This is a genomic window from Arthrobacter sp. ZGTC212 (genome assembly GCF_002929255.1).
GTDB classification, from domain to species: Bacteria; Actinomycetota; Actinomycetes; order Actinomycetales; family Micrococcaceae; genus Arthrobacter_B; species Arthrobacter_B sunyaminii.
In genome coordinates, this window is record NZ_PJIJ01000001.1 from 806,644 (window position 1) to 823,232 (window position 16,589).

The 16,589-nt window shown below is 64.9% G+C and carries 12 protein-coding genes; 5 read left to right on the top strand and 7 right to left on the bottom strand.

Annotated elements, in window-relative coordinates; translation table 11 throughout:
• Nucleotide 1: 1 nt before the first annotated feature.
• The 5 genes from CXQ89_RS03970 to CXQ89_RS03990 all read right to left on the bottom strand — a co-directional run bounded on the left by CXQ89_RS03970 (nucleotide 2) and on the right by CXQ89_RS03990 (nucleotide 5,638).
• Complete coding sequence (locus CXQ89_RS03970) at nucleotides 2–514, bottom strand: HIT family protein (protein ID WP_104160371.1); 513 nt, start codon at nucleotides 512–514, stop codon at nucleotides 2–4.
• A gap of 22 nt (nucleotides 515–536) precedes the next feature.
• The gene (locus CXQ89_RS03975; protein WP_104052956.1) at nucleotides 537–962 is read right to left on the bottom strand and encodes a hypothetical protein; all 426 of its coding nucleotides are present in this window, start codon (nucleotides 960–962) and stop codon (nucleotides 537–539) included.
• A 94-nt stretch (nucleotides 963–1,056) separates the two neighbouring features.
• Entirely contained in the window at nucleotides 1,057–1,677 is a 621-nt protein-coding gene (locus tag CXQ89_RS03980) for a putative glycolipid-binding domain-containing protein (RefSeq protein ID WP_258059854.1), read from the bottom strand.
• Between the two features lie 458 nt (nucleotides 1,678–2,135).
• Nucleotides 2,136–4,088, bottom strand: a complete 1,953-nt coding sequence (locus CXQ89_RS03985) for a M13 family metallopeptidase (protein WP_104160373.1) — start codon at nucleotides 4,086–4,088, stop codon at nucleotides 2,136–2,138.
• 125 nt (nucleotides 4,089–4,213) lie between these two features.
• Entirely contained in the window at nucleotides 4,214–5,638 is a 1,425-nt protein-coding gene (locus tag CXQ89_RS03990; protein WP_104160374.1) for a PucR family transcriptional regulator, read from the bottom strand.
• Nucleotides 5,639–5,798: 160 nt separating this feature from the next.
• Between CXQ89_RS03990 and CXQ89_RS03995 the strand changes: the two genes are divergently transcribed.
• The 3 genes from CXQ89_RS03995 to CXQ89_RS04005 all read left to right on the top strand — a co-directional run bounded on the left by CXQ89_RS03995 (nucleotide 5,799) and on the right by CXQ89_RS04005 (nucleotide 10,580).
• Nucleotides 5,799–7,229, top strand: coding sequence for a gamma-aminobutyraldehyde dehydrogenase (locus tag CXQ89_RS03995; RefSeq protein WP_104160375.1), 1,431 nt, complete (start codon nucleotides 5,799–5,801; stop codon nucleotides 7,227–7,229).
• Between the two features lie 62 nt (nucleotides 7,230–7,291).
• Nucleotides 7,292–8,647, top strand: a complete 1,356-nt coding sequence (gabT, locus tag CXQ89_RS04000) for a 4-aminobutyrate--2-oxoglutarate transaminase (protein WP_104160376.1) — start codon at nucleotides 7,292–7,294, stop codon at nucleotides 8,645–8,647.
• A 307-nt stretch (nucleotides 8,648–8,954) separates the two neighbouring features.
• Nucleotides 8,955–10,580: a CAP domain-containing protein gene (locus CXQ89_RS04005; protein ID WP_104160377.1), complete on the top strand. Its 1,626-nt coding sequence runs from the start codon at nucleotides 8,955–8,957 to the stop codon at nucleotides 10,578–10,580.
• An 80-nt stretch (nucleotides 10,581–10,660) separates the two neighbouring features.
• On the opposite strand, the gene rarD is transcribed toward CXQ89_RS04005, so the two are convergent.
• The gene (gene rarD, locus CXQ89_RS04010) at nucleotides 10,661–11,725 is read right to left on the bottom strand and encodes an EamA family transporter RarD (RefSeq protein ID WP_374952972.1); all 1,065 of its coding nucleotides are present in this window, start codon (nucleotides 11,723–11,725) and stop codon (nucleotides 10,661–10,663) included.
• A gap of 185 nt (nucleotides 11,726–11,910) precedes the next feature.
• Here rarD and CXQ89_RS04015 point away from each other — a divergent pair, with 185 nt between their 5' ends.
• Together CXQ89_RS04015 and CXQ89_RS04020 are read left to right on the top strand one after the other, a co-directional pair.
• A complete protein-coding gene (locus CXQ89_RS04015) occupies nucleotides 11,911–13,332 on the top strand; it encodes an FAD-dependent oxidoreductase (RefSeq protein ID WP_104052905.1) in 1,422 nt (473 codons plus the stop codon).
• A 142-nt stretch (nucleotides 13,333–13,474) separates the two neighbouring features.
• Entirely contained in the window at nucleotides 13,475–14,830 is a 1,356-nt protein-coding gene (locus tag CXQ89_RS04020) for a GAF domain-containing protein (protein WP_104160379.1), read from the top strand.
• Between the two features lie 13 nt (nucleotides 14,831–14,843).
• Here the strand turns inward: CXQ89_RS04020 and CXQ89_RS04025 are convergent, their stop codons facing one another.
• On the bottom strand, nucleotides 14,844–16,511 hold the full coding sequence (locus tag CXQ89_RS04025) for a DHA2 family efflux MFS transporter permease subunit (RefSeq protein WP_104160380.1): 1,668 nt from the start codon (nucleotides 16,509–16,511) through the stop codon (nucleotides 14,844–14,846).
• Nucleotides 16,512–16,589: the final 78 nt, after the last annotated feature.

The window sequence follows — 16,589 nt, forward strand, 5'->3', positions numbered from 1 at the left end:
ATCAATGCCGGCTCGGTCCGCCCTGTAGGACGGCGCGAAGTTCGGCGGCCTTCCGGGCCCGCACCGCGGGGTCCACAATCGGGCGCTTGGGCGTGAAATAGAGCCCGTCATTGTTCCAGCGGGGGAGCACATGCTGGTGGTAGTGCCAGACGTGCTGACTGCCGGCGGGCTCGTTGTGCTGCCGGGTGGTGACGCCGTCGGGATGCCACGCCCTCTTGATGGCCACCGCCATGTCCCGGGTGACAATCATGAGGCGGGCAGCGACGTCGTCGGGCAGTTCATACAGCAGCTCAAAATGTTCCCGGGGCGTCACCAGGACGTGGCCCGGCTCCGGATCGAAGCCGTGGGACGCGATGAACGCCAGTACCAGCTCGTCGGAATACACCAGGTCTCCGGGCTCGCAAAGGTTGTCCGGGAACGCGAACTCTCCGGACGCCATGTCGCAGAACGGGCACTGGTAGTTCTCCGGCGCGTGGCTGGGCCACACCTCATCGACGGTGCCGGGCTGCTGCATGCGTGGCTCCTTCCGGGAAGGGTTAGTTGGGATCTTCCTCGAAGACCCACTCGAACATGTCAAAGACGTATTCGCTGAAGGTGCCCTCTTCGCTTTGCCAGTCGCCGCGGGCGTTGTTGCGCCGCCACACGATCGGGTCCGGCACGTCCAGCTGATCCACACGGAAGCCCCAGACAAACTTCTCGTCCTCGTCTTCGAGGAAGAGCAGATAACCGTCTTCGATTTCCAGCTCGTCCGGATCCCAGAAGAAGTGGTAGGCCTCCATGAGGTCTTCACTGTTGCCCAGGGCAAGGTAGAACTCCCGCAGCACCAGGGGAATGGCGAAATCGTGGGCGTCGAGCATCTCATTGAGGATGTCGGCGGGGATGCCGTCTTCTTCTTCGCGCCAGTCGTCCTCAAGATACTTGGGGACCAGGGCTTTGAATTTGTCCAGGAACATTTGGCTCAATGGGGTCTCCAAAATTGCGGATGGTGTACTTCAATCCTAGCCGCGGGAGGAGGCAGCCCGGTGCACTCGGAAGCCGGGGCCAGGGAAGGCAGGGTTAGGGCAGGCGGCGGGCCAGGCCCGGATAGTCGATGACCACACCGTCAGAATCCACAGTCAGCTCGGCGGTGAACCCGCGGGAAGTGGAACTGAAGAGGACCACACCGTAACCCCGGTCCTCGCCGTAGGCCGAAACCTGGGAATAGACCTGATCGCTGGGGAGCACCCGCAAGCTTGGCATTTCCACCCGGGCCATGGTGAGTTTGGTGTCATCCGCAGGGGCTGACGCGTTCAGCAGGTCCAGGCGGAGGATGGGCATGGTGTTGGTCAGAGGACACAGGTCAAGGTCCACGTCCTGGGCGTTGTCCAGCGCGCCGGCGTCCTCGATGCCGGGAGCAGGCAGGCTCCAGTTCCCTGATACCTGCGTGTCGGCAGTCCATTTTCCTTCGGGGGAGCGCGTGAGCTCCAGGGAACGCGACCAGTCAGGTGCTTCGACCCGGATGCAGAAGCGGGTGGTTACCCAGCCCGGCGAGGTGGAAAGGGTCCACGAGGCGGTGTACTCCTCGGCGACCGAGGTGCCGCCGGCAGCCAGTTCCCGGTCCCGGAACGATACGGCTGCGGTGTCATGGCGTGCGGTGTCTTCCAGACCCTGCCAACGGAGAGTTCGGGCGGGTTGCACGCAGTTTTCCATTCCCCCACATTATGGTTACCGGGCGGTAAGCGGCAACGGGAGGTTTTGGTGCTTGCTGTGCGGCCGGAGCGGCGGGCCCATGGTTCCTTTGTTCTGTACGTCCAGACCGAGCCTGGACAACATCGCGGATCGTTCTTCGGTGATGTTTTCTTCAGTAATCTCCACAGGACTTCACCTCCTCGTGAAAAGACACATCTGAACTCCGGCAGTGCAGGCATGTTCAGAGTGCACTCGCTCAGACGAGCCAGTTGGGAGTAACCGTATGCCCGCCAAACCCGGACAACGAGGGACAACCGCCCGATCCCCGGACTACGCCGCTCAGGGGGCTGAACGCACCGCTCAACACCGAATCCGCCGTCTGATGCAACGCAACGGCCCGCATTTGCCCCTGCGTGCACGCGCGATGCTGCCCGGGGGAGGGGGTGAAGACGAGAAGGACCTGCGCGTTACCAGATGCTGACGCGTTGCTCCGGATCCAGCCACATGCCGTCGGAGGCGGTGACCTTGAATGCTTCATGGAAAGCGTCGAGGTTGCGGGCTATGGCGTTTGTGCGGAACTCGTTGGGAGAGTGGGGATCCGTCGCCAGTCTCCGGATTGCTTCCTCGGAACGGATTACCTGGCGCCATACGGCTGCCCATGACATGAAGAACCGCTGCTGTCCCGTGACGCCGTCAATCACCTCCGGTTCGGCTCCGCCCAAGCTGAGGAGGTAGGCCTTATAAGCGATCGCCAGACCACCGAGGTCGCCGATGTTCTCGCCCAGGGTCAGCTTTCCGTTCACCTTGTGGCCTGGTGCGGCATACGGAGAGAGCGCGTCGTACTGCGCCACCAGCTTGGCCGTCAAAGCTTCAAACGCGGCCCGGTCCTCGTCAGTCCACCAATTCCGCAGCGCCCCGCTGCCATCGAACTGTGAACCCTGGTCATCGAATCCGTGGCCGATTTCGTGGCCGATCACCGCTCCGATTCCTCCGTAATTGACGGCGTCGTCTGCTTCCGCGTTGAAGAAAGGCGGCTGGAGGATGGCGGCGGGAAAGACGATCTCGTTGAGCGTCCGGTGGTAGTACGCGTTCACCGTCTGCGGTGTTAGGCGCCATTTGGTGAGGTCAACCGGTTTGCCGACCTCGTCCAGATGCCGGTCGACGTCCGCGTTGTGGGCCCGCTCGATATTGCCCAGAAGATCATGCGGATCGATCTCAACGTCCGAGTAGTCGATCCATTTTTCCGGGAACCCCACCTTGGAACGGAAGGCCTTCAGCTTCATCAGTGCTTCAGCCTTCGTTTCTTCGCCCATCCACTCCAGGGAGGAGATGCTGTCCCGGTACGCCTCGGTCAAGTTGGCAACGAGGGACTCCATCCGGGCTTTGTGGCCGGCGGGGAAGTGCCGCTCCACGTAGATCCGGCCCACTGCCTCGCCCAGGTTCGCTTCGACGACGGCCACCCCGCGCTTCCACCGTTCCTTGTTTTGGGGTGTCCCGCTGAGAGTGGTGCCGTAGAAGTCAAAATGCGCCTCCACAAATTCAGAGGACAGGTAGGGGGCGGCCGAGCTAAGTGCCCGCAGGGTCAGCCATTCCTTCCAAGTGCCCAGATGTTCGGACTCCAGCAAGCCGGCGGCACCGGCGAAGAAGTCCGGAGTGCTGACAATGACCTCATCCCGTTTGGCCGGTTCCACCCGGGCGGCTTCGAACCACGTGTCCAGCAGCGGAAAGAGAGCAGCGGCTTCAGCGGCTGTCTTGAGGTTGTAGGTCTTGTGGGCATCCTGCACCGTGACCCGGTCCCAGTGATACGAGGCCAGGGCCCTTTCGAGTTCGACGACGCGGGACGCCGCGGCTTGGGCATCAGGGATGTCAGCGAGGGTGAACAATTTGGCAACGTAGTCGCCGTAGGCCGCTGCGACAGGGGCAAACTTGTCCTGGCGGTAATAGGACTCATCCGGCAGCCCCAGGCCACCCTGCCCGAGATGGAGGATGACCCTTTCCGGGTTGCCCGCGTCCGGGTCGGGGTAGATGGAAAAGAGACCGTGGACGTTGGAGCGGAACAGCCGGCCAAGCAGGCCCGCGAACTCTTCGATTGAGCGCACGCCGCGGATTTGTTCCAGACGTTCCTGCAGGGGTTTCAACCCCAGCTGGTCGGCTGCAGCGACGTCCATGAAGCTGGAGTAAAGGCCGCCAATTTGCTGCTCGACGCCGGATGCGGACTCTCCTTTGGCGGCGGCTTCTTCGATAATCGCCTTGACTGCCAGTTCAGCTCCGTCACGCAGGGCGGTAAACGTGCCCTCCAGCGGCCTGTCATCAGGGATTACGGTGCTGTTGAGCCACGCGCCGTTCACGTGCTGGTAGAGGTCGTCCTGGGGACGGACGCTGTTGTCAGCACTGGAAAAATCGATCCCCGACTGCGGCATTGCTGGCTCCTCGTGTGGACACTGCAGCGGGCACTCTTAAGGTCGCGGCGTCTACGTGATGGTGGTTTGCACTTTGATTACATGCACCGTACTAGATAACGCGGAGAAGTTTTGTGTCCCGCACCTCAGGGCGCTCCGAGGCCGAGACGGCGAACATTCAGTGCCAGGAACAGATGTACCCGGTCCGCGGTGACGGCGGGGTCGTAGCCGGTCAGTTCGGTAATCTGCCCCAGGCGGTAGCGCACGGTGTTTCGGTGCAGTCCCAGCTCATCCGCCACGGCAGCCACGGATCCGTTCAGGGCCAGGTAATGATCCAGGGTCTCCAGCAGGTTTGCGTCGTGGGCGGCGTCAAATTCCGTCACCGGGTCCAGCGCTTCGGCGGCGAGATCGGCCAGCGGAACGTCGGTGCCGGACATCAGCAGTGAGGTGAGGCTCAGCCGAACCGGTTCGTTGAGGCTCTGGCCCCGCTGGAGGGCTTCCTTGGCCTCGAAATAGCTCCAGCGCAGCCCGGCATGGTCCGCGTAGGAACCGCCGATGCCGATCTTCGCGGTGAGCCCGCTGCCGTAGAGGTAGTCGGAAAGGATCCGGGCGAGTTCGGGGCGGGAACCCTGCGGAACCACGACAACCAGCCGGTCATCGACGACGGCGGTGGCAGCGCCGTCGAACTCCGCGGGCAGCGGAAGGGACGGCAGCGAGCGCACCTGGCCGGAAGCGGCTTCCACCAGGAAAGTCACGTTGCGCCCGGTCATGGAGATGCCGGCCCCCTGCAGGCGCATCGAGGCATCGGTGCCGGTCAGCCGGCCCGCGACGACATCGGCCAGCAGCTGACCGGTCACGGCGCGCTCGCGGGTGCGCCGGCGGGCCTGGTTGCTTAGTTCGACACTGATCAGGCTTTGGGCGTAGGCCACAATGTCCGACCGGAGATAGGGTTCAGCGATCATCAGGGTGCACCGGTCCCGGAGGCCGGTGGCGATGGGAACTCGCCGGCGCAGCCCGGACTCGGCGCGGGCACCGGTGGTGAACAGCCGCGCACCGTACTGGTACAGGGCAACCGGGCTGTCCAGCAGCCCGGAGAGTTCCTGCAGCAATCCGGGCAGGCCTTTCCCGCCCAGCAGCGCTGCCGCCAGGGACTGGTGTGCAGCGAGCAGATCGCGAAGCTGAGTGACGTGATCAGCCGCCAAGGCGTCCGCCACCATCTTGCCAAGGGCCACGAACGGGGTCTCGTAGGGAACTTCGAAGACGGACAGGCCGCGCTGGTCCGCCGCTTCGAGAAGGGCAGCCGGCACCTTTGCGTGGCTGAGTCCGGTGCCAAAACCAATAGCCAGCGCTCCGGCCCGGTGCACGCTGTCCACGAAACTGCGCTGCACGGCTCCGCTGCGCTGCCGCAGCCCCGTCGTCAATACGACCTCTCCGCCGCCCAGGAAGGGGAACGGATCTTCAAGTTCGGTCACCGCAACCCACTGGAGGGGTGCGGGTGTGAGCTCGGCAGTGCCGCATTTGCGCAGGTTGAGACCGGGAGCGGCGAGGAGATCGGACAGTTGGATTGGCATGCAGCAACTATACGGGCGGGCTTTGGTCGCCTGCACAGACCAAGACGGTGACCGTTGTAGTTTTGTCCCTATGGAACGAAGTCTTCACCGCATAGGTTGAGAGGAAAGTCCCGGGCAACGGAGTCCGGGCTTACCTCCACCCGAAAGGACAGTGCGAGCCATGGCCCAGACGCTGCAGAACTTCATCAACGGAGAGTTTGTCCCGGCACAGGGAACCGAGCAGCTGGAAATCATCAACCCGGTCAACGGCGAAGTGGTTGCCTCGTCTCCGGTGTCCAATCAGGCCGACGTCGACTCCGCCATGGAGGCCGCCGCGGCCGCCTTCAAGACCTGGAAGCGGACCACTCCGTCCGAACGCCAGCTCATGCTCCTTCGTCTGGCCGACGCACTGGAAGCCAATGCCGATGAACTGGTGGACGCCCAACACCGCAACACCGGACAGGTGCGGTCGGTCATTGCCGCGGAGGAAGTGGCCGTGGGAGCGGACCAGCTGCGCTTCTTTGCCGGTGCTGCCCGTCTGCTGGAGGGCAAGGCAGCGGGGGAGTACATGGAGGATCACACCTCATTCATCCGCCGCGAGCCTATCGGCGTCGTCGCCCAGGTTGCCCCCTGGAACTACCCGCTGCTGATGGCCGTCTGGAAGATCGGCCCGGCGCTCGCCGCGGGGAACACCGTAGTGCTCAAGCCCTCCGACACCACGCCCGAATCCACACTCGTTCTGGCCCGCCTCGCCGGGGAGATTTTCCCTGCCGGCGTCCTGAACGTGGTCCTGGGCACCGGAGAAACCGGTGCCGCAATGGTGGAGCACCCCGTGCCGGGCCTGGTGTCCATCACCGGTTCGGTCCGCGCCGGCATCGCGGTGGCTTCCGGCGCCGCCAAAACACTCAAGCGTGCGCACCTGGAACTCGGCGGCAAGGCGCCGGCTGTGGTGTTCGCTGACGCGGACCTGCAGAAGACTGCCCGGGCCGTGGCCGAGTTCTCCTTCTTTAATGCAGGCCAGGACTGCACCGCCATCACCCGCGTACTCGTGGAGGACTCTGTCCAGGACGAGTTTGTGGCCGCCCTGGTGGAGCACACCAAAACCCTGCAGACCGGGCACGAGGATTCCGAGGAGAACTACTTCGGACCGCTGAACAACATCAACCACTTCAACGCGGTCAACGCCGTCATCGACGCCCTGCCGGAGCACTGCAGCATTGTCACCGGCGGCAAGCGTGCCGGTGCCAAGGGGTTCTTTTTTGAACCGACGGTCATCACCGGCGCCCGCCAGGATGATGACATCGTCCAGAAGGAAACCTTCGGCCCCGTCATCACGGTGCAGAGTTTCCGCACCGAGGAAGAGGCGGTGGAAATGGCCAACGACGTCGAATACGCCCTGGCTTCCAGCGTCTGGACCACCAACCACGGCCGGGCCATGCGGCTGGCCCGCGACCTTGACTTCGGCGCTGTCTGGATCAATACGCACATCCTGCTGACGGCCGAAATGCCCCACGGCGGGTTCAAGAGCTCCGGCTACGGCAAAGACCTCTCCATGTACGGCGTAGAGGACTACACGCGGATCAAGCACGTCATGACCGCGCTGGACGCCTAGGCTTCACTCCCGCCGCAACGCAGCACCTACCTCCCCGCAACACCGTTTGAAAGGCACGCCCCATGAGCACCCAAGCCCTCTCACCCGCCTACCGGCTGGAGCAGAAGCGCAGCATCAACGGGACCTTCCCGGGTCCCAGGTCCACCGAGCTGAACGCCCGCCGGGCAGCGGTGGTTGCCAAGGGCGTGGCCTCGTCCGTTCCGGTGTATGTCTCCGACGCCGACGGCGGCATCATCCGTGATGTGGACGGCAACTCCTTCATTGACCTGGGTTCCGGCATTGCCGTGACCAGCGTCGGTGCGTCGGATCCCGCCGTCGTCGACGCGGTGAAGCAGCAGGTGGAACATTTCACTCACACCTGCTTCATGGTGACCCCCTACGAGGGTTACATTGCGCTGGCCGAAAAGCTGCACGAAGTGACCCCCGGGGACCATGAGAAGCGCACCGTCCTCTTCAACTCCGGCGCCGAGGCCGTGGAGAACGCCATCAAGATTGCTCGGTCCGCCACCGGCCGGAACGCCGTCGTCGCCTTTGACCACGCCTACCACGGCCGCACCAACCTCACCATGGCGCTGACCGCAAAGGCCATGCCGTACAAAACCGGCTTCGGGCCGTTTGCCTCGGAGATCTACCGGATGCCCATGAGCTACCCGTTCCGCGAGGAAAATGCGGAGATCACCGGTGCCGAGGCCGCGGACCGGGTGATCCTCGCCATCGAAAAGCAGATTGGCGCGGACCAGACCGCGGCCATCCTGATCGAGCCGATTCAGGGCGAGGGCGGTTTCATTGTTCCGGCGGAAGGTTTCCTGCCGCGGCTGGCCGAGTGGGCCAAGTCCAAGGGAATTGTCTTCATCGCGGACGAGGTCCAGTCCGGCTTCTGCCGTACCGGCGAATGGTTTGCCGTGCAGCATGAGGGCGTCATTCCGGACATCATGACCATGGCCAAGGGAATTGCCGGCGGCATGCCGCTCTCGGCCGTCACCGGCCGCGCCGAACTGCTCGACGCCGTCCACGCCGGCGGTCTGGGCGGCACCTACGGAGGCAACCCCGTTGCGTGCGCTGCGGCCTTGGCAGCAATCGAGACTATGGAAGCCTTCGATCTTTCCGGGCGCGCCCGCCGGATCGAGGAGCTGGCGGTTCCACGGCTGCAGCAGCTCGCTGAAGACACCGGCGTTATCGGCGAGGTCCGCGGCCGCGGTGCCATGCTGGCGCTGGAATTCGTCAAGCCCGGCACCAAAACCCCTGACGCTGACATCACCAAGGCCATCGCCGCGGCGTGTCTGGCTGAAGGCGTCATCATCCTGACCTGCGGCACCTACGGCAACGTGGTGCGCCTGCTGCCGCCGCTGGTGATTGGGGAAGAGCTGCTGTCAGACGCCCTCGACGTGTTGGAAGCGGCGGTGCGCGCACAGCTTTAGCTGCTGGGCCTACATGCCCTCTCGGTGCTGGAGATGCGCCGGACTCTGCGAAGAGCCCGGCGCATCTTTTTGCGTCCCGGGCCACCCTCCGGCAAGCCCGGTACTGACAGCGGTTACCGGGTTCAGCGTGTCCTATTTGTTATTGGTGTTACTGATGTTATTAGAGGGCCTGTTGTCTATTGGTGGTGCCTGCGGTAAATTCACATCGTTGCCCCGTGACGTTTTTACCGGGCACCGCAGTCTTCTGGGGAGTCTGCGCACGGCCGGCACCGGTGTTTCACCGGGTCCCGAGGCATAAGGATGCACTTTGCGCTTTAAGAAACTTGTGGGCGTCTTCACGGCGCTCGCCATCGCACTCATGACGGCGTTGATCTCGATCCCGTCCGCAGCGGCAAGCTCCGCGGACGCTCAGTTCGCCAACCGCCTGTACGTCTTGATTAATGATTACCGGGCACAGCATGCGCTGGCCCCGCTGCGCTGGAATGACCAGATGTCTGCCGAGTCGCAGTCCTGGACACAGCAGTCGGCCGACCAGGCCAACATCTACGGAGCCGGCGTCTTCCAGCACAGCCCGGGATCCTATGCGTTCCCCGAGAACATCGTCTGGAACATGAGCGCCGACCAGGCTTTTAGCTGGTGGGTCAATTCGCCGGCGCACCGCGCCAACATGCTCCGTGCCGCTGACACGGATATTGGAATCGGAGCAGTCCAGCTGACTGCCGGTCCCAACCAGGGCGCCTACCTCGCCACTGCGAAGTTCGGCCAGTACGCGGTCTCGCCGCAGGACGAAGCAGCAGCCCGTGAGGCCGCCGCGCGCGCCGCCGCGGAAAAGGCAGCTGCTGAAGCTGCTGCCCGCGCTGCCGCCGAAGAGGCAGCGGCACAGGAGGCCGCCGCCCGCGCCGCCGAGGAAAAGGCCGCCGCTGAAGCTGCTGCCCGAGCTGCCGCCGAAGAGGCTGCCGCCAACGCCGCCCGCGAGGCCGAGGCTGCCAAGGCAGCTGCGGAAGCCGCCGCCAAGGCTGCGGCCGAAGAAGCCGCTGCCAAGAAGGCCGCCGAAGAAGCGGCAGCTGCTAAGCCTGACACCGCCCCGGTGGAGGACAAGGCCGCTGAAGAAGCCGCGGCTCAGAAGGCCGCCGAGGAAGCCGCTGCTGCAAATAAGGCCGCGCAGGAGGCCGCCGCTCAGAAGGCTGCTGAGGAAGCCGCTGCTCAGACTGCTCAGAAGGCTGCTGAGGAAGCCGCAGCACAGGAACGCCAGGCCGCTGAAGAGCAGGCCGCCGCTGACGAGGCCCTTGCCCAGGAAGCCGCAGCTGCCGAGGCCGCCGCACAGGAAGCTGCCGCCCAGGAAGCAGCTAATGAGGCCGCAGCTAAGGAAGCAGCCCAGACGGCTGCCGCAGCGCAAGCTGCTGCGGAAGAAGAAGCACGCCGTGCAGCCGAGCAGGCCAAGGCCAAGGCTGCGGCCGGGGTCGCCACTGTTGAACAGGTGACGCTGGGGCAGGACACGCTCCTCACCGAAGCCGCGCGGGGAACGGTCACCGCTGCTGCATCCGGCAGCCAGCTGCGCATCTCGGGCCTGAACGGCGGAACCGCCTACGAAGTGGTGCTGCCGTCCGCAGGCGTCAATCTGGGTGAGGTTACTGCAGACACCCAGGGATCACTGGCTGTGGCTGTTCCGGCCGTTCTGGCAGCAGGTGAGCACAAGGTGGCTCTGTTCCGGAACGGAGCCCTTGCAGGCTGGACAACCTTCACGGTTGAGCAGGCTGTCACCGTCCTGGCAGCGCAGCCGGTTCCGGCTGCAGCTGACGGGACAGCGGAGCTGGCCGCAACCGGCCTGAATGCCGCGCAGCTGGCCATCGGCGGGATCGGCGCCCTGATGGCGCTGACCGGTGGTGCCGCCCTGGTGGCACTCCAGCGCCAGCGCGCAGCTTCGGTCCGCTAAACGCTTCACGCAGACCAAAACAGCCCCCGCCGTCCTTTCGGACAGCGGGGGCTGTTTTCTTTTTGAGTCGTTGCTCCTGCTCAGACCCCGGCGGCGCGGAGCAGCCGGTTCCGTCGGGGACCGCCCATCATGTCCACGGTCAGGATCACCAGCGCCAGCCAGATCAGTCCGAAACCTGCCCAGCGCTCCGGCGGCATGGTTTCCTTGAAGACCGCCAGAGCAATAATGAACTGCAGGGTGGGCGCCAGGTACTGCAGCATGCCCACAGTTGAGAGCGGAAGGCGCCGGGCGGCGGCGCCGAAAAAGATCAGCGGAACAGCCGTAATGATGCCGGAAGCGGCGAGCAGCCAGAAGTGAGCGGCGCCGTTGCTGAGGATGGTGGACGTTCCGCTAATCGAGAGCCAGATCAGGACGCCGACGGCGATTGGCGTCAGAGCGGCGGTCTCAATGGTCAGGCTGGAGATTGCATCAACCTTTCCACCCACGCCCTTCTTCACCAGCCCGTACAGGCCAAAGCTGAAGGCGAGGGCAAGCGCCACCCAGGGCACAGTGCCGTAGGCGAACGTCAGTACCAGCACGGCAACAAACCCCACCGCCATAGCCACCCACTGCAGCGGCCTGAGTTTTTCCTTGAGGATCACCACGCCCAGGAGCACGGAGACCAGAGGGTTGATGAAGTACCCCAGGGCGGCCTCCACCGCGTGTTCATTCAGGACGGCCCACGCATAAGTGAGCCAGTTAACGGCAATGAGTACGGCGGCTCCGCTCAGCGTGGCCACCAATCTCGGGTTCCTTGCGGCTGCGGCCGTGGCCTTCCACGAGCGCAGGGTGGTGAGCAGCGCAGCGCAGAACACCAGGGAGAAGACGATTCTGGAGGCAACAATCTCCACCGCTCCCGCCGGAACCAGCAGGACAAAGTACAGGGGCAGCAGTCCCCACAGCACATACGCACCGACCCCGAACAGGATGCCCGTGGAGTTTTCGCTGCGTCTGCCGGACGACGCCCCGGACGGCGGCGGCGACGCCTGCGCCGCCGGCTGCTGCGGGGCGGAACGGGCGGGCGCGGACGCGGGGGAGGATGCGGAGGCGGACAAGGATGCGGAGCGCTCGGCGCCGGTTCCGTTCGAAGAAGACACGTGAGCCACAACATGCTGAGACCGCCGGGTATTCCCGCCGCAGCGCAGCCGGTGGCCAGGAGCGCAAACCCGTCCCCCGCCCATCCGCGGGGACGTTCGCACCGAACCGTTTAGACGCCGTCGTACGCGGCATTTAGAATAGGAAACTGTGCGTTATTCCGCACAGGATTTCTCCCCGAGACGAAGGACTATCAGTGTCTAATTCAGCCGCGGACCGGTCGCAGCGCCCCATGCGAGTCGCCATCATCGGCGCTGGCCCCGCCGGTGTTTATGCCGCAGATATCCTCACCAAAGCTGAACGGGACTTCGAGGTCAGCATTGACCTCTTCGACAAATACCCCGCACCCTACGGCCTGATCCGCTACGGCGTGGCTCCGGACCATCCCCGGATCAAGGGCATCGTCAACGCCCTGCACAAAGTCATGGATCGTGGTGACATCCGGTTCCTCGGGAACGTGCACTACGGCAAAGACCTGACCCTCACCGACTTCCGGCACTTCTACGACGCCATCATTTTCGCCACCGGCGCCATCAAGGACGCGGACATGAGCATCCCCGGCGTCGAGCTCGAGGGCTCCTTCGGCGGTGCCGACTTCGTGTCCTGGTATGACGGACATCCGGACGTGCCGCGGGAATGGCCGCTGGACGCCAAGGAAGTTGCCGTCATCGGCAACGGCAACGTGGCCCTGGACGTCGCCCGCATCCTGTCCAAGCACGCCGATGACCTGCTCACCACCGAGATTCCGGACAACGTCTATGAGGGCCTGAAAAAGTCCCCCGTCACGGACGTCCACATCTTCGGCCGCCGCGGTCCGGCACAGGTGAAGTTCACGCCGCTGGAACTGCGTGAACTCTCGCACTCCCGTGACGTTGACATTGTGCTCTACCCGGAGGACTTCGAGTTCGACGAAGGCTCGGACGAGCAGATCCGGACCAACAACCAGACCAAAACCATGGTCAACACGCTGACCAACTGGCTGGTCGAGGAACAGGACTCCGGTGCCTCCCGCCGCCTGCACCTGCACTTCCTGCACAGCCCGGTGGAGATCTACGAGGACCCCGCCAACCCCGGCAAGGTGGCCGGCATGAAGTTCGAACGCAATGAATTGGACGGAACCGGCAACGCCCGCGGCACCGGAGAAATCGTCGATTACCCGGTCCAGGCGGTCTACCGGGCGATCGGCTACTTCGGGTCCGAACTGCCGGAGGTGGGCTTTGACTCCCGGCGCGGCGTCATCCCGAACGAGGGCGGAAGGGTCATTGACGAAGCCGGCACCCCCGTTCCCGGCATCTACACCACCGGCTGGATCAAGCGCGGCCCCGTTGGCCTGATCGGACACACCAAGGGTGACGCGCTGGAAACCATCGGCTTCCTGCTGGAAGACCGGCTGAACCTGCCGGCCGCCGAGGAACCGGATGAGGAATCCATCATCAAGCTGCTCGAAGACCGCGGCGTGGAATACACCACGTGGGAGGGCTGGCTGAAGCTGGACGCCTACGAAAAGAGCCTCGGCGCCTCCTACGTCCATCCCGATCCCGCCACGGGCGAGCTGGTGCGCGAGCGCGTCAAGGTTGTGGACCGTGACGAGATGGTCCGGATCGCCCGCGGACAGTAACCCGCCGTCGGCACGCCCGGATAACACCGAAGCTTCGGCCCTTTCCCGTGGAACGGACGGAAGCGGCATGAGTAGACTGTCCTGACACCCGCAGTTGCGGGTGTCAGGACAGTCTCCTTATCGGTGTGGATAGGTCGGGGCAGTGCACAATCAGGACTACGATGATCCGTCTCCGCGCACTGCGGACGCCCTGCAGCGCGATGCCTTCCGCGCTCACGAAAACCTTGGTTCTGCGGACGGTTTGACGCGCTGGCTCCGGCCCCCGGTCCGTGAATCCTGGCAGCGGTCCCTGCGCCACCACACAGACCCGGACGAGGCCGTTCCACAGCTGGTGTTTACCGGCTCCGAGCTGGGGGAGTACCGCACCTCGCATCCCCTGGCAGCCATCATGCCGGTCATCAGGCGGCTGCTGGTCCGCCCGGGCACCGACACCGGGCTCCTCGTGGCCGTGGGAGATGAACTGGGCCGGCTGCTGTGGGTGGAGGGCGACGACGACGCACGCCGGCTCGCGGAAGGAATGCTGTTTATCCCCGGCACGGACTGGTCGGAGCGTTCGATTGGAACAAGCGCCCCGGGGACTGCGCTTGCCTCGGGCCAGAGCGTTCAGATTTCGGGAGCTGAGCACTTCAGCCGCCAGGTCCATTCGTGGAGCTGCACCGCGGTGCCCGTCCACGATCCGGATACGGGGACCCTCATCGGCGTCGTGGACATCACCGGGAAAGACGAAGCCGTGGCAGCCCACACCCTGGCGCTGGTTGAAGCCACCGTGGCGGCAGCGGAGTCCCAGTTGAAGGTGGAGCGTCTGCAGGAGGCTGGCCGCCGCCGCAACCTGCGCCGCCGTCCGCGCCTGCCGGGTGCCTCGCCGCGCTCAGCACACCGGACTCTCCTTCAGCAGGACAGCCTGCAGATTCTGGGGCGTGATCCTGCAGTAGTCAACGTCGGCGGACGTCCCGCGACGCTCAGCACCCGGCACGCTGAGCTGCTCACTCTCCTTGCCCTGCACCCGGGCGGGCTCACCGCCGATGAACTTTCCGTCATGGTCTATCCGGAGCGCACCTCCGTGAGCACCGTCCGTGCTGAAATGCTGCGGCTGCGGAATCTGCTGGGAAAGCACAGCCAAGGTGCGCCGGAGCCTGCCCTGGTACCGCAGTCCCGTCCGTACCGGCTTCCGCGCGGGGTGGTCATTGATGCCAAACAGGTGCTCGGATACCTGGAGAACGGCGCCTATCGGCTGGCGCTGGGACTGTACCGGGGGCCGGTCCTGCCGCGCTCGGATGCCCCGGCCATTACCGCTCTGCGCAGCGAGGTCAGCATGGTGCTGCGCGAGGCGATGCTCTCGGACGCCGGTCCGGATTCGCTGCTGGCATACCTGGCGTTGCCGGAGGGCAGGGACGACGCCGAGGCCTGGTCCCGCGCCCTGCAGCTGCTTCCTGCGCGCTCCCCGCGGAAAGCCTCGATAGTGGCCGGCCTCCAGCGCATTGAGCGGGACCTGGGCTGACCCGGGACCGCGGCTACGGAGAACTTGCGCCGGGCCCCTCTTCCGGAGCCCGCACACCGGCCGGCTCACCGGCCTGCGGCCCGATAACCGGCTTGATGCGCAGGCTGGTGAGGAAGCCAATCAGCAGTGCGGCAGCGGCGATCCAGCCCGCCAGGGACGCCCCGTTGGTCATGGCTTCCCGAGCGGCGTCCGCGATGAAAGCGGTCTGCGGATCCGCTGCCAGTGCGGAGATGCTGCCGCCTGAGGTTGCATTGACGGAATCCACCACAGCACCCAACTGGGGGTTGCCGGCGACGGCGTCCGCCACCCGGTCTTCGGTGCCGGTGCGCAGGGTGGTGAAGAAGGCCGTTCCCAGCACGGCGATGCCCAGAGCGGATCCGGTCTGCCGCGCGGTGCTCTGGGTAGCCGAGCCCTGTCCGCTCTTGGCGATGGGAACTTCGGCAAGGACCACTGAGGTGAGTTGGGCGGTGGCCAGTCCCACGCCAATGCCGTAAACCAGCAGGATGGGCGAGGTCAGCCAGGCTGTGCTGTCCGGCCGGATCAGCAGGGCCAGGGCGGCAATGCTCAGGATTTCCAGGCCCAGTCCCATCCGGACCACCAGGATGGGGCTGAACCTCCGTGCCAGCGCCGCAACGCCTCCGCTGGCGAGGAAAGATCCCGCGGCCAGCGGCAGCAGGGCCAGGCCGGCTTGGAAAGCGGTAAAGCCCAGCACATTCTGGAACCACAGCGGCAGCGAAAGGATCAGCCCAAACTCGCCGAAGCTGACAATGAGCGCGGTGACGTTGCCGTTGGCGAAGGACGGGATCCGGAAAAGCGACAGATCCAGGATCACGCCCTTCCCCGCAGCCGTCCGTGAGCGCTGCAGCAGCACAAAACACGTCAGGGCCACCACTGCGAGCAGGAAAGCCAGGGGAACAGGGGAGAGGTTCCCCACCTGGAACGCAGCGTCCTCGGACGCATTCCACCAGCCGTAGGTGCGGCCTTCGATCAGGCCGAACACCAGTGCCCCGAAGCCGATAATGGACAGGGCGGCTCCGCCCAGGTCCAAGCGCTGTGCGGCGCCGACCACGGGTTCGGACGACTCCGCGACAAACAGCAGCAGGCCGCCCACAATCAGCACGCCAACCGGGATGTTGATGCCAAAAGCCCAGCGCCAGCTGGCATTCTCGGTGAGCCAGCCGCCCAGCAGCGGGCCAATGGCCGCCATGCCGCCGATCGTTGATCCCCAGATAGCGAAAGCGATGCCGCGTTCGCGTCCCTGGAAGTTGGCGTTGAGCAGGGCCAGCGTGGTGGGCAGGATCATCGATCCGCCCAACCCCTGGATGGCGCGCCCCAGGATCAGTACACCGCCGGACTCGGCGAGGGCGCACAGTATGCTCGCGGCAACAAACAGGACGACGCCGACCAGCATCACCCGCCGTCGTCCCACCCGGTCCGCGATCCGGCCCCAGGTGAGGAGCAGGGCAGCGAACAGCAGGGTGTAGATTTCCTGGACCCACTGGATCTGGGTGCTGGAGATGCCCAGATCACCAACGATTGAGGGCACGGCCACCGACACGATGGTGGCGTCCATGATAATCATGGCCACACCGAGGCTGATGGCCAGCAGGCCCCACCACCGGTAACGGATGTAGCGGCTGGTGCCCGGTGCCCCGCCGTCGGTACTGCGTTCGACAGCCATGTGCCGTCCTTGTCAGGTCCGTCCGGGGGCAGGTCCGGAAAATTGCCCACGGCAACAATAATGCCGGTGCAGGCGCTG

Bases quoted from the DNA above. Each gene is read 5' to 3' on its own strand.
- CXQ89_RS03970 (WP_104160371.1), bottom strand. From the start codon at position 514: ATGCAGCAGCCCGGCACCGTCGATGAGGTGTGGCCCAGCCACGCGCCG.
- CXQ89_RS03985 (WP_104160373.1), bottom strand. From the start codon at position 4,088: ATGCCGCAGTCGGGGATCGATTTTTCCAGTGCTGACAACAGCGTCCGT.
- CXQ89_RS03990 (WP_104160374.1), bottom strand. From the start codon at position 5,638: ATGCCAATCCAACTGTCCGATCTCCTCGCCGCTCCCGGTCTCAACCTG.
- CXQ89_RS03995 (WP_104160375.1), top strand. From the start codon at position 5,799: ATGGCCCAGACGCTGCAGAACTTCATCAACGGAGAGTTTGTCCCGGCA.
- gabT (WP_104160376.1), top strand. From the start codon at position 7,292: ATGAGCACCCAAGCCCTCTCACCCGCCTACCGGCTGGAGCAGAAGCGC.
- CXQ89_RS04025 (WP_104160380.1), bottom strand. From the start codon at position 16,511: ATGGCTGTCGAACGCAGTACCGACGGCGGGGCACCGGGCACCAGCCGC.